The 13,340-nt window shown below is 67.8% G+C and carries 17 protein-coding genes and 1 pseudogene; 4 read left to right on the top strand and 14 right to left on the bottom strand.

The genetic code is table 11. The annotated features are described in order from the left end of the window. The first annotated feature begins 59 nt into the window (after positions 1-59). Positions 60-2,372 (top strand): DUF1631 family protein, encoded by a 2,313-nt coding sequence (locus EOD73_RS16705; RefSeq protein ID WP_127684186.1) that lies wholly within the window; start codon positions 60-62, stop codon positions 2,370-2,372. Here EOD73_RS16705 and pdxA read toward each other — a convergent pair. Then, a complete protein-coding gene (gene pdxA, locus EOD73_RS16700; RefSeq protein WP_240660766.1) occupies positions 2,362-3,336 on the bottom strand; it encodes a 4-hydroxythreonine-4-phosphate dehydrogenase PdxA in 975 nt (324 codons plus the stop codon). The genes EOD73_RS16705 and pdxA overlap by 11 nt on opposite strands. Next, a complete protein-coding gene (locus EOD73_RS16695; protein ID WP_240660765.1) occupies positions 3,333-4,082 on the bottom strand; it encodes a Nif3-like dinuclear metal center hexameric protein in 750 nt (249 codons plus the stop codon). Before EOD73_RS16695 ends, pdxA begins: the two co-directional genes overlap by 4 nt. Positions 4,083-4,101: 19 nt before the next feature. Here EOD73_RS16695 and EOD73_RS16690 point away from each other — a divergent pair, with 19 nt between their 5' ends. Next, positions 4,102-5,211: a S1C family serine protease gene (locus tag EOD73_RS16690; protein WP_127684184.1), complete on the top strand. Its 1,110-nt coding sequence runs from the start codon at positions 4,102-4,104 to the stop codon at positions 5,209-5,211. On the opposite strand, the gene tatC is transcribed toward EOD73_RS16690, so the two are convergent. From tatC to EOD73_RS16635, 12 genes and pseudogenes are all read right to left on the bottom strand, one after another. After that, complete coding sequence (gene tatC / locus EOD73_RS16685; RefSeq protein WP_127684183.1) at positions 5,203-5,991, bottom strand: twin-arginine translocase subunit TatC; 789 nt, start codon at positions 5,989-5,991, stop codon at positions 5,203-5,205. The genes EOD73_RS16690 and tatC overlap by 9 nt on opposite strands. After that, entirely contained in the window at positions 5,988-6,431 is a 444-nt protein-coding gene (gene tatB / locus EOD73_RS16680; RefSeq protein WP_127684182.1) for a Sec-independent protein translocase protein TatB, read from the bottom strand. Before tatB ends, tatC begins: the two co-directional genes overlap by 4 nt. Positions 6,432-6,458: 27 nt before the next feature. Then, a complete protein-coding gene (gene tatA / locus EOD73_RS16675) occupies positions 6,459-6,689 on the bottom strand; it encodes a Sec-independent protein translocase subunit TatA (protein ID WP_127684181.1) in 231 nt (76 codons plus the stop codon). A gap of 67 nt (positions 6,690-6,756) precedes the next feature. Then, positions 6,757-7,104 (bottom strand): histidine triad nucleotide-binding protein, encoded by a 348-nt coding sequence (locus EOD73_RS16670; RefSeq protein WP_127684180.1) that lies wholly within the window; start codon positions 7,102-7,104, stop codon positions 6,757-6,759. A gap of 6 nt (positions 7,105-7,110) precedes the next feature. Next, on the bottom strand, positions 7,111-7,494 hold the full coding sequence (locus EOD73_RS16665; RefSeq protein WP_127684179.1) for a DUF4870 family protein: 384 nt from the start codon (positions 7,492-7,494) through the stop codon (positions 7,111-7,113). Positions 7,495-7,498: 4 nt separating this feature from the next. Next, the gene (locus EOD73_RS16660) at positions 7,499-7,822 is read right to left on the bottom strand and encodes a phosphoribosyl-ATP diphosphatase (protein WP_127684178.1); all 324 of its coding nucleotides are present in this window, start codon (positions 7,820-7,822) and stop codon (positions 7,499-7,501) included. Further along, a complete protein-coding gene (gene hisI / locus EOD73_RS16655) occupies positions 7,819-8,256 on the bottom strand; it encodes a phosphoribosyl-AMP cyclohydrolase (RefSeq protein ID WP_310733064.1) in 438 nt (145 codons plus the stop codon). Before hisI ends, EOD73_RS16660 begins: the two co-directional genes overlap by 4 nt. Positions 8,257-8,340: 84 nt before the next feature. Further along, a pseudogene (locus EOD73_RS17880) lies at positions 8,341-8,661 on the bottom strand (NUDIX domain-containing protein); the annotation flags it as partial. Next, positions 8,658-9,500, bottom strand: coding sequence for an ATP-binding protein (locus tag EOD73_RS16650; protein ID WP_127684177.1), 843 nt, complete (start codon positions 9,498-9,500; stop codon positions 8,658-8,660). The gene EOD73_RS16650 and the pseudogene EOD73_RS17880, both read right to left, overlap by 4 nt. After that, entirely contained in the window at positions 9,497-10,081 is a 585-nt protein-coding gene (gene slmA, locus EOD73_RS16645) for a nucleoid occlusion factor SlmA (RefSeq protein WP_240660764.1), read from the bottom strand. Before slmA ends, EOD73_RS16650 begins: the two co-directional genes overlap by 4 nt. Positions 10,082-10,157: 76 nt before the next feature. After that, complete coding sequence (gene argB, locus EOD73_RS16640; RefSeq protein ID WP_127684175.1) at positions 10,158-11,066, bottom strand: acetylglutamate kinase; 909 nt, start codon at positions 11,064-11,066, stop codon at positions 10,158-10,160. Between the two features lie 86 nt (positions 11,067-11,152). After that, positions 11,153-11,944, bottom strand: coding sequence for a substrate-binding periplasmic protein (locus EOD73_RS16635; RefSeq protein WP_127684174.1), 792 nt, complete (start codon positions 11,942-11,944; stop codon positions 11,153-11,155). Between the two features lie 56 nt (positions 11,945-12,000). Between EOD73_RS16635 and EOD73_RS16630 the strand changes: the two genes are divergently transcribed. Continuing rightward, entirely contained in the window at positions 12,001-12,891 is an 891-nt protein-coding gene (locus tag EOD73_RS16630; protein WP_127684173.1) for a cation diffusion facilitator family transporter, read from the top strand. Continuing rightward, complete coding sequence (dtd, locus tag EOD73_RS16625) at positions 12,888-13,328, top strand: D-aminoacyl-tRNA deacylase (RefSeq protein WP_127684172.1); 441 nt, start codon at positions 12,888-12,890, stop codon at positions 13,326-13,328. Before EOD73_RS16630 ends, dtd begins: the two co-directional genes overlap by 4 nt. Positions 13,329-13,340 lie beyond the last annotated feature (12 nt).

Here is a 13,340-nt window from a genome sequence, read left to right as displayed (position 1 = left end):
GGCGGCCAACGGCCGCCCTTTCGCCTTTTTCGCCCTGACGAACACCGACCCAAACCGCCATGGACCCCCACCTCTTGCACGGCATGCAGCACTTGAGCCAGGCATTCGAGTCGGCCATTTCTGACGCGGTGGAAAGTGCCGGGCGCCTGGCCATGTCGGCGCTCAAGGTGGCGCGACGCGACGAGATGCTGCTCACGCAGGGGCTGCTGCGCCAGCAGGCCAGTGCCTGCATGGCTCGCTTCGAATCCAGCTTGAAGTCGCAGTGGGGCTTGGTCGACGACAAGCCCAAGTCGTTTGGCAGCACCGGTTGGGGCGAGTTGTCACTGATGGAAGAAGAAGCCGTGGACCAACTGGTCGCGGCAGACCGCATTGGCATGTCGTTGTCCCATGGCAGTGAGTGGGAACTTCGGGCGGTCGAGTCCTACACCGCGGCGGTGTTGGGCGACCCCGAGGCGGGGCCCGACCGCAACCCCTTCCGCCCGGCCGTCGTGGCGCGTGCGCTCTTGGCCGCGGTCGATGGATTGACGGACCAGGCCGGCATGCGCCAGACGCTGAGCGAGGAACTGACCCGCGCCCTGGCCACGCGGATGCCGTCTTGCTACGCCAGCCTGGCCGCCGAGTTCCAAGCCGGGGGACTGCGTGCGCAAGACCTGCGTGCCGTCACCGACAGCAGCCCACGTCCGTCTGGCGGCGGGGCCGCTGGCGCCCCCGGTGGCGCAGGCGCCCCGGAGGCGTCAGGGCCGGTCGGCGCCGGCGCCAATGCAAGCGGTGGCGGCGGGGGCAACCCGTCCTTCGGCAGCGGCGCTGGCAGTCCGGGCGGACGCGGCGGCTTCCCGATGGGAGGCGCGATGCTGGGCCAGGTGGGCCCGCAGGTGATGGGCTTGCTGCGTCAGCTGCACCTGGGTCAAGGCAGTCCCATGCTCAGCCCGGTCGCGTTGGGCGACGCAGGCGGGCCGATGCCGGCCAACCTGATTCAGCAGCACCGCGGTGAACTGCAGCAAGCCGCCAACACGCCCTTGGATCACATGGTGATCGACGTGGTGGGCAGCCTGTTCGAGGCGATCCTGTCGGACCCCAAAGTGCCGCCGCAAATGGCGCGCTTGCTGGCGCGCCTGCAGTTGCCGGTGCTGCGCGCCGCGCTGGGCGACACCAGCTTCTTCTCGATGCGCAAGCACCCGGTGCGGCGCTTCGTCAACCGCCTGGCCTCCCTGGCCTGCGCGTACGAGGACTTTTCGCAAGACCCCGGCTTGGGCTTCTTGCAGCGCGTGGCTCCGCTGGTCGAGGAGATCGCCGCCGGCGACTTTGAAAAGGTCAAGCTCTACGACGAGCAACTCGACGCGCTTGAGGCTTTCGTCGCCGAGCAGAACCGCTTGGCGCTTCAGCAGCAGGGCCAAGACGCCGCCGAGCTGCTGGCCAAGAAGGAAGCCCTGGCCCGCCAGAACCTGCAGTACCAGCAAGAGCTCGAGAAGGCCCTGGCCGACCTGCCCTTGCCCGAGTTCCTGCGGCGCTTCTTGAGCCGCGATTGGGGCCCGGTGATCGTTCACGCCTCGACCCAAGAGGGCGAAGCGCAGGCGCAGGCCATGCGCCGGCTCGGCAAGGACCTGGCCCTGTCCGTGCTGCCCAAGGGCGGCAGCCCGCTGCGTCGCGAGTTCCTGTCGACGCTGCCGGTCATGGTGCGCTCGATCAACGAAGGCCTGGACCGGGTGAACAGCCCCGAGGCCATTCGCAAGCAGTTGTTCGCGGACCTGCTGCCAGTGCACGCAGAGTCCTTGAAAACCGCTGCGCTGTCGCCGCTGGATCACAACCTGCTGGTCAAGCGGATCGAAGCCGCCTTTGGCTTGGCCGTGCCGGACGAGGCGTCGGCCATCCGCGCCACCGCCGCACTCGACATCGACTTGGAGCAGGTGTTCGGCGACAGCGAAGCCAGTTCGGTGGGCCTGATTGGCGAAGCCGACGTGGCCTGGAATGGCACGGTGGACATCGTGCTTGAACCCGACGGCGCGCCAGAGTCCGAGCCGCTCCAGACCGTGGACATCAGCATCGACGGCCTGCCCAGCCCGGAAGCACCTTCGGTGAGCCGAGGGGGCGCGCTGTTCGACCACTTGGAGGTGGGATGCGTCTACCGCATGAACACCGGCGACGCCTGGCGCAAGGTAAAGCTGGCGCACATCAGCCAAGGGCGCAGCTTCTTCATCTTCACCGAGGGCGAGAAGTACCCCAAGACCCTCACCATGACGGCCCGGATGCTGCGCCGGCTGTGCGAGAGCGAGCGCCTGCGTGGTTACGAGAGCGCCCAGTTGCTCGAGCGCGCCACCGCCCGTGCCCGGGCCCAATTGGCCGCGCTGCTGCCCGCCGCAACGGCTAAGGCGTGAGCTGACGCGCAAAGTCCCAGGCGGCGCGGAAGCTGGCGGGGTCGGCCCGCCCGGAGCCGGCCAGGTCGAAGGCGGTGCCGTGGTCCGGGCTGGTGCGGACCCACGGCAAGCCCAGCGTGAGGTTGACGCCCTCGTCCAGGCCCAGGTACTTCACGGGGATGAGGCCCTGGTCATGGGTCATCGCCACCACGGCGTCGAAGGCGCCCTGGCGCGCACGCATGAAGACGGTGTCGGGCGCGTGGGGGCCGGACGCGTCCCAGCCCAAGGCTTGGGCGTCGGCGATCGCTGGCGCGATTTCTCGCAGATCCTCGTCCCCGAACAAGCCGCCCTCGCCCGCGTGGGGGTTGAGCCCAGCGACCGCGATGCGCGGCTGGGCGACGCCGAACCAACGGACCATGGCGGGTTGCAGCAGGCGCAAGGTCGTCAGCACGGCCTCCCTCGTCACGGCGTCGCAGGCGCTGCGCAAGGACTGGTGGACGGTGACGAGCACCACCCGCAGCTCGCGGTTGACCAGCATCATGCGCACGGCAGGCGACTGGGTCAGCGACTGCAGCATCTCGGTGTGCCCCGGGAAGTGGACGCCGGCGGCGTGCAGCGCCTCCTTGTGGATCGGCGCCGTGACCAAGCCACGGCCTGCGCCCGACTGGATGGCCCCCACCGCCGCCTCGATGCAAACGGCGGCCGCAGCACCGGCCCGGGCGTCGATCCGTCCCCAGGGGAGCGTCGACAAGTCTGGCAGGCCCGGGGGCGACCAAACCCCCATGGCGCCCGCAGGGACCTCTTCGTCCGGCCGGTCCAACTGGGCCACCGACAGCGCGATGCCACAGCATCGCAAGGCGCGGCGCATGACGCCCACATCGCCCACCACCACGGCATCGCTCTCGCGCGAGGCCGCCCAGGCCTTGGCAATGACTTCGGGACCGACGCCGGCCGCGTCGCCCATGCTCAGCAACAGTGGCTTCATGCGGGGTTGCTCAGGTCGATGAACTCGAAGGCCAGACCAAAACGGTCGACGAGGTGCGCGCCTAGCGCCTGGACGCCGTCGCGCTCGGTGGCGTGGTGCCCCGCGGCGATGAAGGCCACGCCGGTCTCCGCGGCCAGGTGCATCTGCGGCTCGCTGACCTCACCGGTCAAAAACACGTCAGCTCCGGCAGCGATGGCCGACTCGAAGTAGCCCTGGGCCCCACCGGTGCACCACGCCACCCGCCGCAGGACGCGGCCATCGCCGGGCAGGCTCACCACCGCCCGCCCCAAACGCTCGGTCACGTGCTCAGCCAATCTGGCCAAGTGGGTCGGCTCAGGCAGTTGGCCGCAAAAGCCCAAGTCTTGCTCGCCGAACCGCGCGTCCGCCACCCAGCCCAGGCGCGCTCCCAGGGCCGCGTTGTTCCCAAATTGTGGGTGGGCGTCCAGTGGGAGGTGGTATGCGAACAGGTTGATGTCGTGGGCCATGAGCCGCTTGACGCGCTGCGCCAGCCATCCGGTCAGGCGCCCGTCTTGCCCGCGCCAAAACAGCCCGTGGTGAACCAGCACCGCGTCGGCGCGCGCTTCGATGGCCGCGTCGATGAGGGCCAAGCTGGCCGTCACGCCGCCCACCACCCGCTGCACCTCGGACTTGCCTTGGACCTGCAAACCGTTGGGGCCGTAGTCCTTAAACTGACCCACGGCCAGCAAGTCGTGGAGGTGGCGTTCGATCTCTGACGTGCGGGTCACGATGGGTGGGTTCCTGAACATGTTGCGTCGTTGGTGGTTGATTTTTGCCCAGGCTTGTACGGTGGCCTTGGCGGGCTTGTTTGTGCTGGCCACCCTGCGGCCGGAGTGGTTGACGTTCCGGCCCTCGGCCCCAGCGCCGGCTTCCTCGCCGGCCTTGCCCATGCCGCCCGCCACGGGCTTGGCGGCGGCGGCGGAGCGCGCCGCGCCAGCCGTGGTGCTGCTGCGGACGGCACTCCCGAGCCGCCGCGCCACCCTGCCCCGCTGGCACCCGGAGGCGCCCGACGGGCCCCAGGGACTCGGATCGGGCGTGATCGTCGACGCCGACGGCCACATCCTGACCAACCACCACGTGGTGGCAGGGGCCGAGCGCATCGAGGTGCAGTTGGCCGATGGGCGCGAGACCGAGGCCACGGTGATCGGCTCCGACCCGGAAACCGACTTGGCCCTGCTGAAAGTCGATTTGCCGCGCTTGCCCGTGGCCCAGGCCGGGCGCACGGACCGCCTGCGCGTGGGCGATCCTGTTTTGGCCATCGGCAACCCTTTTGGCGTGGGGCAAACCGTGACCTCGGGCATCGTGAGCGCGCTGGGCCGCGACCAATTGGGCATCAGCGTCTTCGAGAACTTCATCCAAACCGACGCGGCCATCAACCCCGGCAACAGCGGCGGGGCCTTGGTCAACGCCCTGGGCGAGTGGGTGGGCATCAACAGCGCGATCTACTCCCGCAGCGGCGGCAGCCAAGGCATCGGCTTCTCGATTCCGGTGGAGTTGGCGCAGTCGGTGGCGCAGGCCTTGAAGACGGATGGCCAGGTCATCCGCGGCTGGATCGGGGTCGAAACCCGGCGCTTGAACGCGGAATTGATTGAGGCCTTGAAATTGCCCGAGAGCCAGCGCGGCCTGCTCGTCAGCCGGGTGGTCAACGAAGCCCCCGCCGCCAAGGCCGGGCTGCAGCCGGGCGACGTGTTGGTCAGCGTGTCGGGGCAGGCCGTGGACAGCCCCGAGGGCTTGCTGCGCGTCGTGACGGCGTTGGCCCCGGGGCAAGAGGCGCGGCTGAACGTCGAACGCAACCGCCAGCCCTTGACGCTGACGGTGCGCGTGGGAACGCGCCCGCTGCCACGAGTGTCACGCTGAAGGGTCGGCGCCGGCCTCGCGGTCGTCCCGCCCCCGGCGCAGCAGGACGGCCGTCCAGATGCCGAGTTCGTACAGCACCACCAGGGGCACGAAAAGGGCCAGCTGGGAGATCACGTCCGGCGGCGTGACGATGGCGGCCACCACGATGGCGGCCACCGCAAAGTAGCCACGCCACTCCTTGAGCTTCTCGACGCTGACGATGCCCAGGGAGGCCAGCACCACCACGGCAATCGGCACCTCGAAGGCGATGCCAAAGACCAAGAACAGGGTCAAGACCGTGCCGAAGTACTGTTCGATGTCCGGGGCCACCTGGATCGAGCTCGGCGCAAACGCCACGATGAACTTCGACATCGCCGGCAGCACCAAAAAGTAGCAGAAGGCCACGCCCGCAAAGAAGAGCACGGTGCTGGACACCACCAAGGGCAGCACGAAACGCTTTTCGTGGGAGTACAGGCCGGGCGCGACAAAGGCCCAAACCTGGTACAGCACGTAGGGCAGCGCCAGCAGCAGCCCGCCCATCAGCGTGATCTTGAGGGGCACCATGAACGGCGCGAAGGTGCCGGTGGCGATGAGCTTGGTGCCGCCAGGCAAGGCCTGGCTCATGGGCAAGGCCAGCCAGTCGTACAGCCCGCCTGGCGTGGGCCAAACACAAAGCAAGGCGAACCCGATCCCAATCGCCACCATGGCGCGGATCAAGCGGTCGCGCAGTTCGATGAGGTGCTCAACGAAGGGCTGCTCCGTACCAGCCAGTTCGTCTTCCGGATCGGGCTTTGCGCTCATCGGGGGGTCTTGGGTCGGTGTCGCGCCACGCGGGCCGCGCCCGACTGCACTTGGCGCTTGATGCCTTGCCGTTGCTTGAACCAAACGGGCATGTTGCTGCGGCGCACACGCCAGTTCTTGCGCCGCGGCTTGTAGGGCGTGGGCTGCCAGTCGGGGTCGGCCGTCCAGTTGTCGGTCAAGCCGGCCTGCGCCTCGTTGACCGTGCTGTGCAGCGTCTGAGAGACCTCCTGGGCGGCATCTTGGAACTGCTGCCGTGCCTTGGCCAACTCCTCCATTTCCATGGAGCGATTGACCTCGGCCTTCACGTCGGCCACGTAACGGCGTGCCTTGCCCAGCATGTGACCCACCGTGCGGGCCACCTTGGGCAGCTTCTCCGGTCCGATGACGATGAGGGCGACCGCGCCAATCAGCGCGAGCTTGTCCAGACCCAGGTCAAGCATGGGTGCCTGCCAACTGCTGCGGGGCGATCAGGAGTTGCTCTTCTCTTTGGCCTGCACGTCCACCGTGTTGGCGTCGGTGCTTTGGGTGACCCGTTGGTTCGGGTCGTTGGGCGCGGTATTCCCGTCTTTCATGCCGTCCTTGAAACCCTTGACCGCGGCGCCCAGGTCGGAGCCGACGTTCTTGAGCTTCTTGGTGCCAAAGACCAACACCACCACCACCAGCACGATCAGCCAGTGCCAAATGCTCAAACCGCCCATTGCAAGCTCCAACGAAAGAAGTTCATCATTTTAGGCGGCGCGTGTTGCCACCTTGTTTCAGACAGGGTCAGCCTTTGGCCCAAGGGCGCGGGCCGCCCATCACGTGCATGTGCAGGTGCATCACCTCTTGGCCGCCGTCGCGCCCGGTGTTGATGACCGTGCGGAAGCCCCCCGTCACCCCCAGCTCGCGCATCAGCTTGGGGGCCAGCACCATCATCTTGCCGGCCAACGCCGCATGGGCGTCGGTCAAGTCGGCATGGCTGACGATGTGCGCCTTCGGCACGATCAGCAGGTGCACGGGCGCCCAGGGGGCGATGTCGTGAAAGACGATCAAGTCCTCGTCCTCGAACACCTTCTTGGACGGAATCTGGCCGGCAGCGATCTTGCAAAAAATGCAGTTGGGTTCTTGGCTCATGGCAACTCAATCAGGGATGGCTCGGCGACCGGACAAGGCGCTCCAGCCTTGAACGATGCGGTACAAAAACCAAAGGGACACGATGAACCAGGCGATCCAGCCGGGCACCAGCAGAAGCACCCAGAGGGGCGCTGTCAGCAGATACGCCAAACCGGCCAACAGCACCGAGCGCAGCCGGAAGCGGAAATGGCTCTCCTGCCAGCTGCCTTGTGCGTCGCCTCGTTTCACAAGGTCCAGCACCACGGCAATCAAGAGCAACAAGACCCCGGGCTGAAAGCCGGGCAAGACCGCGCCCACCGCCACGATGAGGTGCAGCAGGTAGCTGATGGTGCTGACCGTGTGCAGGCTTTGTTCTTGTTCGGGGCTCAGCACCACTTGGGGTTGTTCCATGGGGTCACTCCTTGCGTGAGGCAAACTCTTCCAGGCCCGACAGCCCTTCTCGGCGGGCCAGCTCGGCCAGCACGGCCTCGGGCCGCACGCCGAACTCGGCCAGGGCCAGCAGGCTGTGGAACCACAGGTCGGCGGCCTCGTAGGTCAGCTTCGTGGCATCGCCGTCTTTGGCGGCCATGACGAACTCGGTGGCCTCTTCGCCCACCTTCTTGAGCATGGCATCCAAGCCCTTGGCGGCGAGCTTGGCCACGTAGCTGCTGCTGGGGTCGGCGGCGGCGCGGCGCGCGGCGATGGTGTCGGCCACGCGGGCCAGCACGGCGTCGGTCATTTGTAAATCCTCTCGGGGTCGACCAGCACGGGCTCCACCGTTTGCCAGGCCTCCCCATCCAACTGGCGGAAAAAGCAGGAGTGGCGCCCGGTGTGGCAGGCCACGCCGCAGCCCTCATGGCCCTGCTGCGTGACCTTGAGCAGGATGACGTCTTGGTCGCAGTCCAGGCGGATGTCGTGCACGGTTTGTACGTGGCCGCTCTCTTCGCCCTTGTGCCACAGGCGCTGGCGGCTGCGGCTCCAGTACACGGCCTGGCCGCGGGCCCAGGTTTGCAGCAGGGCCTCGCGGTTCATCCAGGCCACCATCAGCACGTCGTTGCTGCCCACTTCTTGGGCGATGGCGGGCACCAGACCGCGCTCGTCCCAAGCCACCTCGTCCAACCAAGGCGGTGGCGCGGGCGGTGCATCGTGGTGGGTCGGGCCGGCATGGCCCAACTCTTCGGCCAGCCAGCGCAGCACCGGCAAGGTGCCGGGCAACACCGGCCACACGGTGGCAGGAAGGCGCTGCCAGGCCATGCGCTGGCCCTCGCGCATGGCCAGTTCTCCCTGCCACTCGCGCACGGTCAGGAAGTGCAGGCGCACGCGGGCGTGGGGGTAGTCCACCACCTCGACGCGCCAAGGCGTGGTGGCGCCGATGGCGATGCCGAGCTCTTCGTGCAGCTCGCGGCGCAGCGCGGCGTCGGCGTCTTCGCCGGGCTCGAACTTGCCGCCCGGGAACTCCCAGTGACCGGGGTAGACCTTGCCGGGCGGGCGGGAAGTCAGCAGGAACTCGTCGGTGCCGCGGCGCAGCACGCCCACGGCCACGTCGGTGGTCTTCTTGTCGAGGATGGAATCGGTCATTCGAAGCGCCCCGCCACGTCGCGGGCGAATTGGTAGGCCACACGGCCACTGCGCGAGCCGCGCTCCAGCGCCCACACCAGGGCGGGCTGGCGCAGCGCCTCCAAGCGGGCCTCGGGCACGCCCAGGTGTCGCAGCCACTGCTGGGCGATGGCCCAGTACTCGTCTTGGCTGAAGGGGTAGAAGCTGATCCACAGGCCGAAGCGCTCGGACAAGGAGATTTTTTCCTCGACCGCTTCGCCAGGGTGGATCTCGCCATCGGGCCCACGGCCGCGGGCGTCGAGGTTGTCGCGGAGCTGCTCGGGCATCAGGTGCCGGCGGTTGCTGGTGGCGATGATCATCACGCGCTCGGCCTGGGCGGCCACGCTGCCATCCAGCGCGCTTTTGAGGCTCTTGTAGCCGGCATCGCCTGCCTCGAAGCTGAGGTCGTCGCAAAACACCACGAAACGCTCGGGGCGCTGGGCCAAGGCGTCCAGCACTTCAGGCAGGTCGGCCAGGTCGCCGCGGTCGATCTCGACCAAGCGCAGGTCCGGCCAGGCATTGAGGGCGGCCTTGACCAGGGAGCTCTTGCCGGTGCCGCGTGCGCCACTGAGCAGCACGTGGTTGAAGCCCCGCCCCTGCGCGAACTGCGCCAAGTTGCGCGCGAAGCGGTCGCGCTGGGCGTCGATCTCGCGCAGCTCGTCCAAACGCAGCGGACTCAGACGCGTGATGGGCTCGAAGCGCGCCGGTCGGCTGCGGTAGCGCCAAGCGCGGGCGTCGCCAGCAGGCGGCACCAAGGCCGTGCTTTTGAGGCCCAGGGCCTCAACCGCCTCGACCAGGCGCAGCAGAAGGACCTCGTTCACAGCCAACGCGCTTGCGCGTCCCAGTGCTCGGTGGGTCGCTCGCGAAAGCCCGAGCGCACGTAGCGCAGCAAGCGCCCTTGGGCGTAGGCCATGAGCACGGCGGCTTGGGCATTGGCGTCGACCGTGGGCGTGGCGCTCTCGAGCTCGCCCTCGCGCAGCCACTGGCGCAGGCTGGATTCGAGCCGGTCGAACAGGTGGTGGATGCGCACGGCCAAGCGCTCGTGCTCCAGGGCCAGCGCATCGCCGACCATCACACGGGCCATGCCGGGGTTGCGCTCGCCGAACTGCAGCAAGGCCACCACCAGCTTGCGGGCGCGATCGCTCGCCGGCAACGGCTGCGCCCCGATCTGCGTGACCACGCCGTACAGGCTGTCCTCGATGAAGGCGATCAAGCCCTCGAACATCTGCGCCTTGCTGGCGAAGTGTCGGTACAGCGCGGCCTCGCTCAGTTGCAGCTTGTCGGCCAACAGCGCGGTGGTGACGCGGTCGCCCGCCTCCAGCATCTGGGCCAGGGTCTGCAAGATTTGCAGCTTTCGCTCGCCCGGGGCGAGCCGAGCGCGGACCGCGTGAACCTCGTTCATGGCCGAGACCCGATGGGCCGCGCCCAGCATGTCGCGCCCCGGTCGGGGGATGGCAACCAGAAAGAGGTCGGGGGGTTCATTTGCTGCGGATCATGGTGCCGTAGGCCTGGTCGCTCAGCACCTCCAGCAACAGGGCGTGCGGCACGCGGCCGTCGATGATGTGCACGGCGCGAACGCCGGCGCGGGCCGCGTCCAGGGCCGAGGCAATCTTGGGCAGCATGCCGCCGCTCAAGGTGCCATCGGCAAACATCTCGTCGATTTGGCGGGCGCTCAAGTCGGTGAGCAATTGGCCTGCCTTGTCGAGCACCCCAGGCGTGTTGGTCAGCATCACGAGTTTTTCGGCGTTCAACACCTCGGCCAGCTTGCCAGCGACCACGTCGGCGTTGATGTTGTAGCTCTCGTTGTGCTTGCCAAAGCCCAGGGGCGAAATGACGGGAATGAAGGCGTCGTCCTGCAGGGCCTTGACCACGCTGGGGTCGATGGACTCGATGTCGCCCACCTGGCCCACATCGTGCTCGACCGTTGGGTCCTTCTGGTCGACCAGTTTGAGCTTCTTGGCGCGGATCATGGCGCCGTCCTTGCCCGTCAGGCCCACGGCCTTGCCGCCCGCTTGGTTGATGAGGCCCACGATTTCTTGCTGCACCTCGCCGGCGAGCACCCACTCGACGATGCCCATGGTCTCTTCGTCGGTGACGCGCATGCCCTGGATGAAGGTGCCCTTCTTGCCCAACTTGTTCAGCGCGTTCTCGATCTGCGGCCCGCCGCCGTGCACCACCACCGGGTTCAGGCCCACGAGCTTGAGCAGCACCACGTCCTCGGCGAAGTCCTGTTGCAACGACGGATCCGTCATGGCGTTGCCGCCGTATTTGATGACGATGGTTTTGCCGTGGAAGCGCTGGATGTAGGGCAGCGCTTGGCTGAGGATCTCGGCCTTCTCGCGCGGGGCGATGTGGGTGACGTCGGGCGCTTGGACGGAGGTGCTCATGGCAATCGGGACGGGGCAAAACGTGTCGGAACGACACGGCCGTGGATTCTAGGCAGCGACCTCGGCGACGCCCCGTTCGCCAGACCTCAACGCACGTTCTTGGCGCGGCGCACGGCCGACTGGTAGGTGGGGGCCTTGGCGGCCTGCTGGAAAGCCCGCCACAAGCCGGCCAATTCGGCCTCGTTCTGGCGGGCGAAAGGTTCGCCGAAGGCCACGAAGTAGTGCTTGCGGGCCAGCACCGGGCTCATGGCCTCCAGTTCGGCGAACTGGGGGTGGGCCTGCAGCAAAGCCTGTCCTTCGGAGGTGAACACCGCGGCCGCATCGGCCTCGCCGAGCTTGACCTTGGACAGGGTCATGAAGGCGCTTCGCTCCGTCTCGGTGACGGGCACGCCCATTTCTCGCAACTGGTTGGCCACCGAGTGACCGGCTTGCACCAAGACCGCGCCACCCGCGGCCAATTTCAGTTGCTGGCCGTTCCAACTGACCGTGGAGCCTCGACGGCGGTACAGGGTGTAAGCGTCTTGGCGCAACGAGAAGTTGGCGTCGGGCTCGCCGTCGCGCATCGGAAAGCGGAACGACTGGGCCCGCTCCGGCGTGTGGCTGAGGCCCACGTTGGCATCGGCGCGCCCGGCGGCGATCTCGATCAAGCACCGGCGCCCAGACAGGACTTGCAACTCCACCGTCCAGCCGGAGATGCGTTGGAAATCGCGCAACAGGTCGAAATCCAGTCCTTGACCGGCCACGCGGCCGTCGTTCTCGGCCACCCGCCAAGGCGCATGAGGAACGTCGGTCATGCACACCCGCAAGGCCTTGGCGTGCGCACTCCACCCCAATACCGTCAAGCCGATCGCCACGATGGCGCCACGCCACTCACTCACGGGTCTGCCCTTTCCAAAGACGCCGGCATTCTAGAAACCCCCCGGACAATGCAGCCATGCAAGCCCGCGCCTATTTGAAGCTGTCGGTGGCGGTGGCCCTGGTCACCATTGCCTTGAAGACCGCTGCTTGGTGGTTCACCGACGCCGTGAGCCTGCTGTCGGACGCCCTGGAGAGCCTGGTCAATTTGGCCGGTGCCGTCTTCGCCTTGACCATGGTGACCTTGGCTGCCCAGCCCCCGGACGAGGAACACCCCTATGGCCACCACAAGGCCGAGTACTTCAGCGGTGGATTCGAAGGCTTGCTGATCTTGGCTGCCGCCCTGGGCATTGCCGGCGCTGCGCTGCACCGCTTGTGGGCGCCCCAACCGCTGGAGCAGGTCGGCCTGGGGTTGGTGCTGGCCGTCGTCAGTTCCGCGCTGAACGGCGCGCTGGCCTGGGGCATGTTGAAAGCCTCCAAGGAACACCGCTCGATGGCCTTGGAGGCCGACGCCCGGCACTTGATGACCGACGTCTGGACCTCGGCCGGGGTGGTGGTGGGACTGGTTGCCGTCCAGGCCACGGGTTGGCTGTGGCTGGACGCCGGCATCGCCTTGGTGATGGCGGTGAACATCGGTCGCGAGGGCGTGAAACTGATTCGCGCGGCCGTCGACGGCCTGATGGACCGCGCCCTGGAGCCCGAGTTGTGCGAACAGATCGACGCAACGCTGGCCGGCTTCGTGCACGGCACCGTTCGCTTCGACCACGTGCACACGCGACGGGCGGGCAGTCGCCGCTACGTGGACCTGCACATGCACATGCCGGCCAGTTGGAGCTTGGGACGCGCCGCCGCGATCCGCACCTCCGTCGAACAGGCCTTGATGGCGGCGGTCCCGGGCTTGCGCGCCAGCATCCAATTGCTGCCCTTTGACGTGGAAGCCCACTTCGACGACCCGAAGGACTTGGCATGAAGGCCCTGTTGCAGCGCGTGACGCAGGCCGAAGTGCGCGTGGACGGCTTGGTCGTCGGCGCCATCGGGCGTGGGCTGTTGGTCTTGGTGTGCGCCGAGCCCAGCGACACGCCAGAGACCGGCCGGCGCCTGCTGGCCAAGCTGCTCAAACTGCGGGTGTTTGCCGACGAGGCCGGCAAGATGAACCGAAGCCTGCAGGACGTGGCCGGGGGCCTGCTGCTGGTGAGTCAGTTCACCCTGGCGGCCGACACGCGCGGCGGCACCCGCCCGAGCTTTTCCGCTGCCGCCCCGCCCGCGCAAGCCCGCAGCCTGTGGGACGCGCTGGTGGCCGACGCGCGCGAACTCCACCCCCAGGTCGCGTTCGGGGTCTTCGCGGCCGACATGCAGGTCAGCCTCGTGAACGACGGCCCGGTGACCCTGCCCCTCGCGGTGGACTGATGGGCAGCATCG

Origin of the sequence: Inhella crocodyli (assembly GCF_004004565.1) — a bacterium.
Classification (GTDB): domain Bacteria; phylum Pseudomonadota; class Gammaproteobacteria; order Burkholderiales; family Burkholderiaceae_C; genus Inhella; species Inhella crocodyli.
This window is presented reverse-complemented; position numbering and strand designations above follow the sequence as displayed.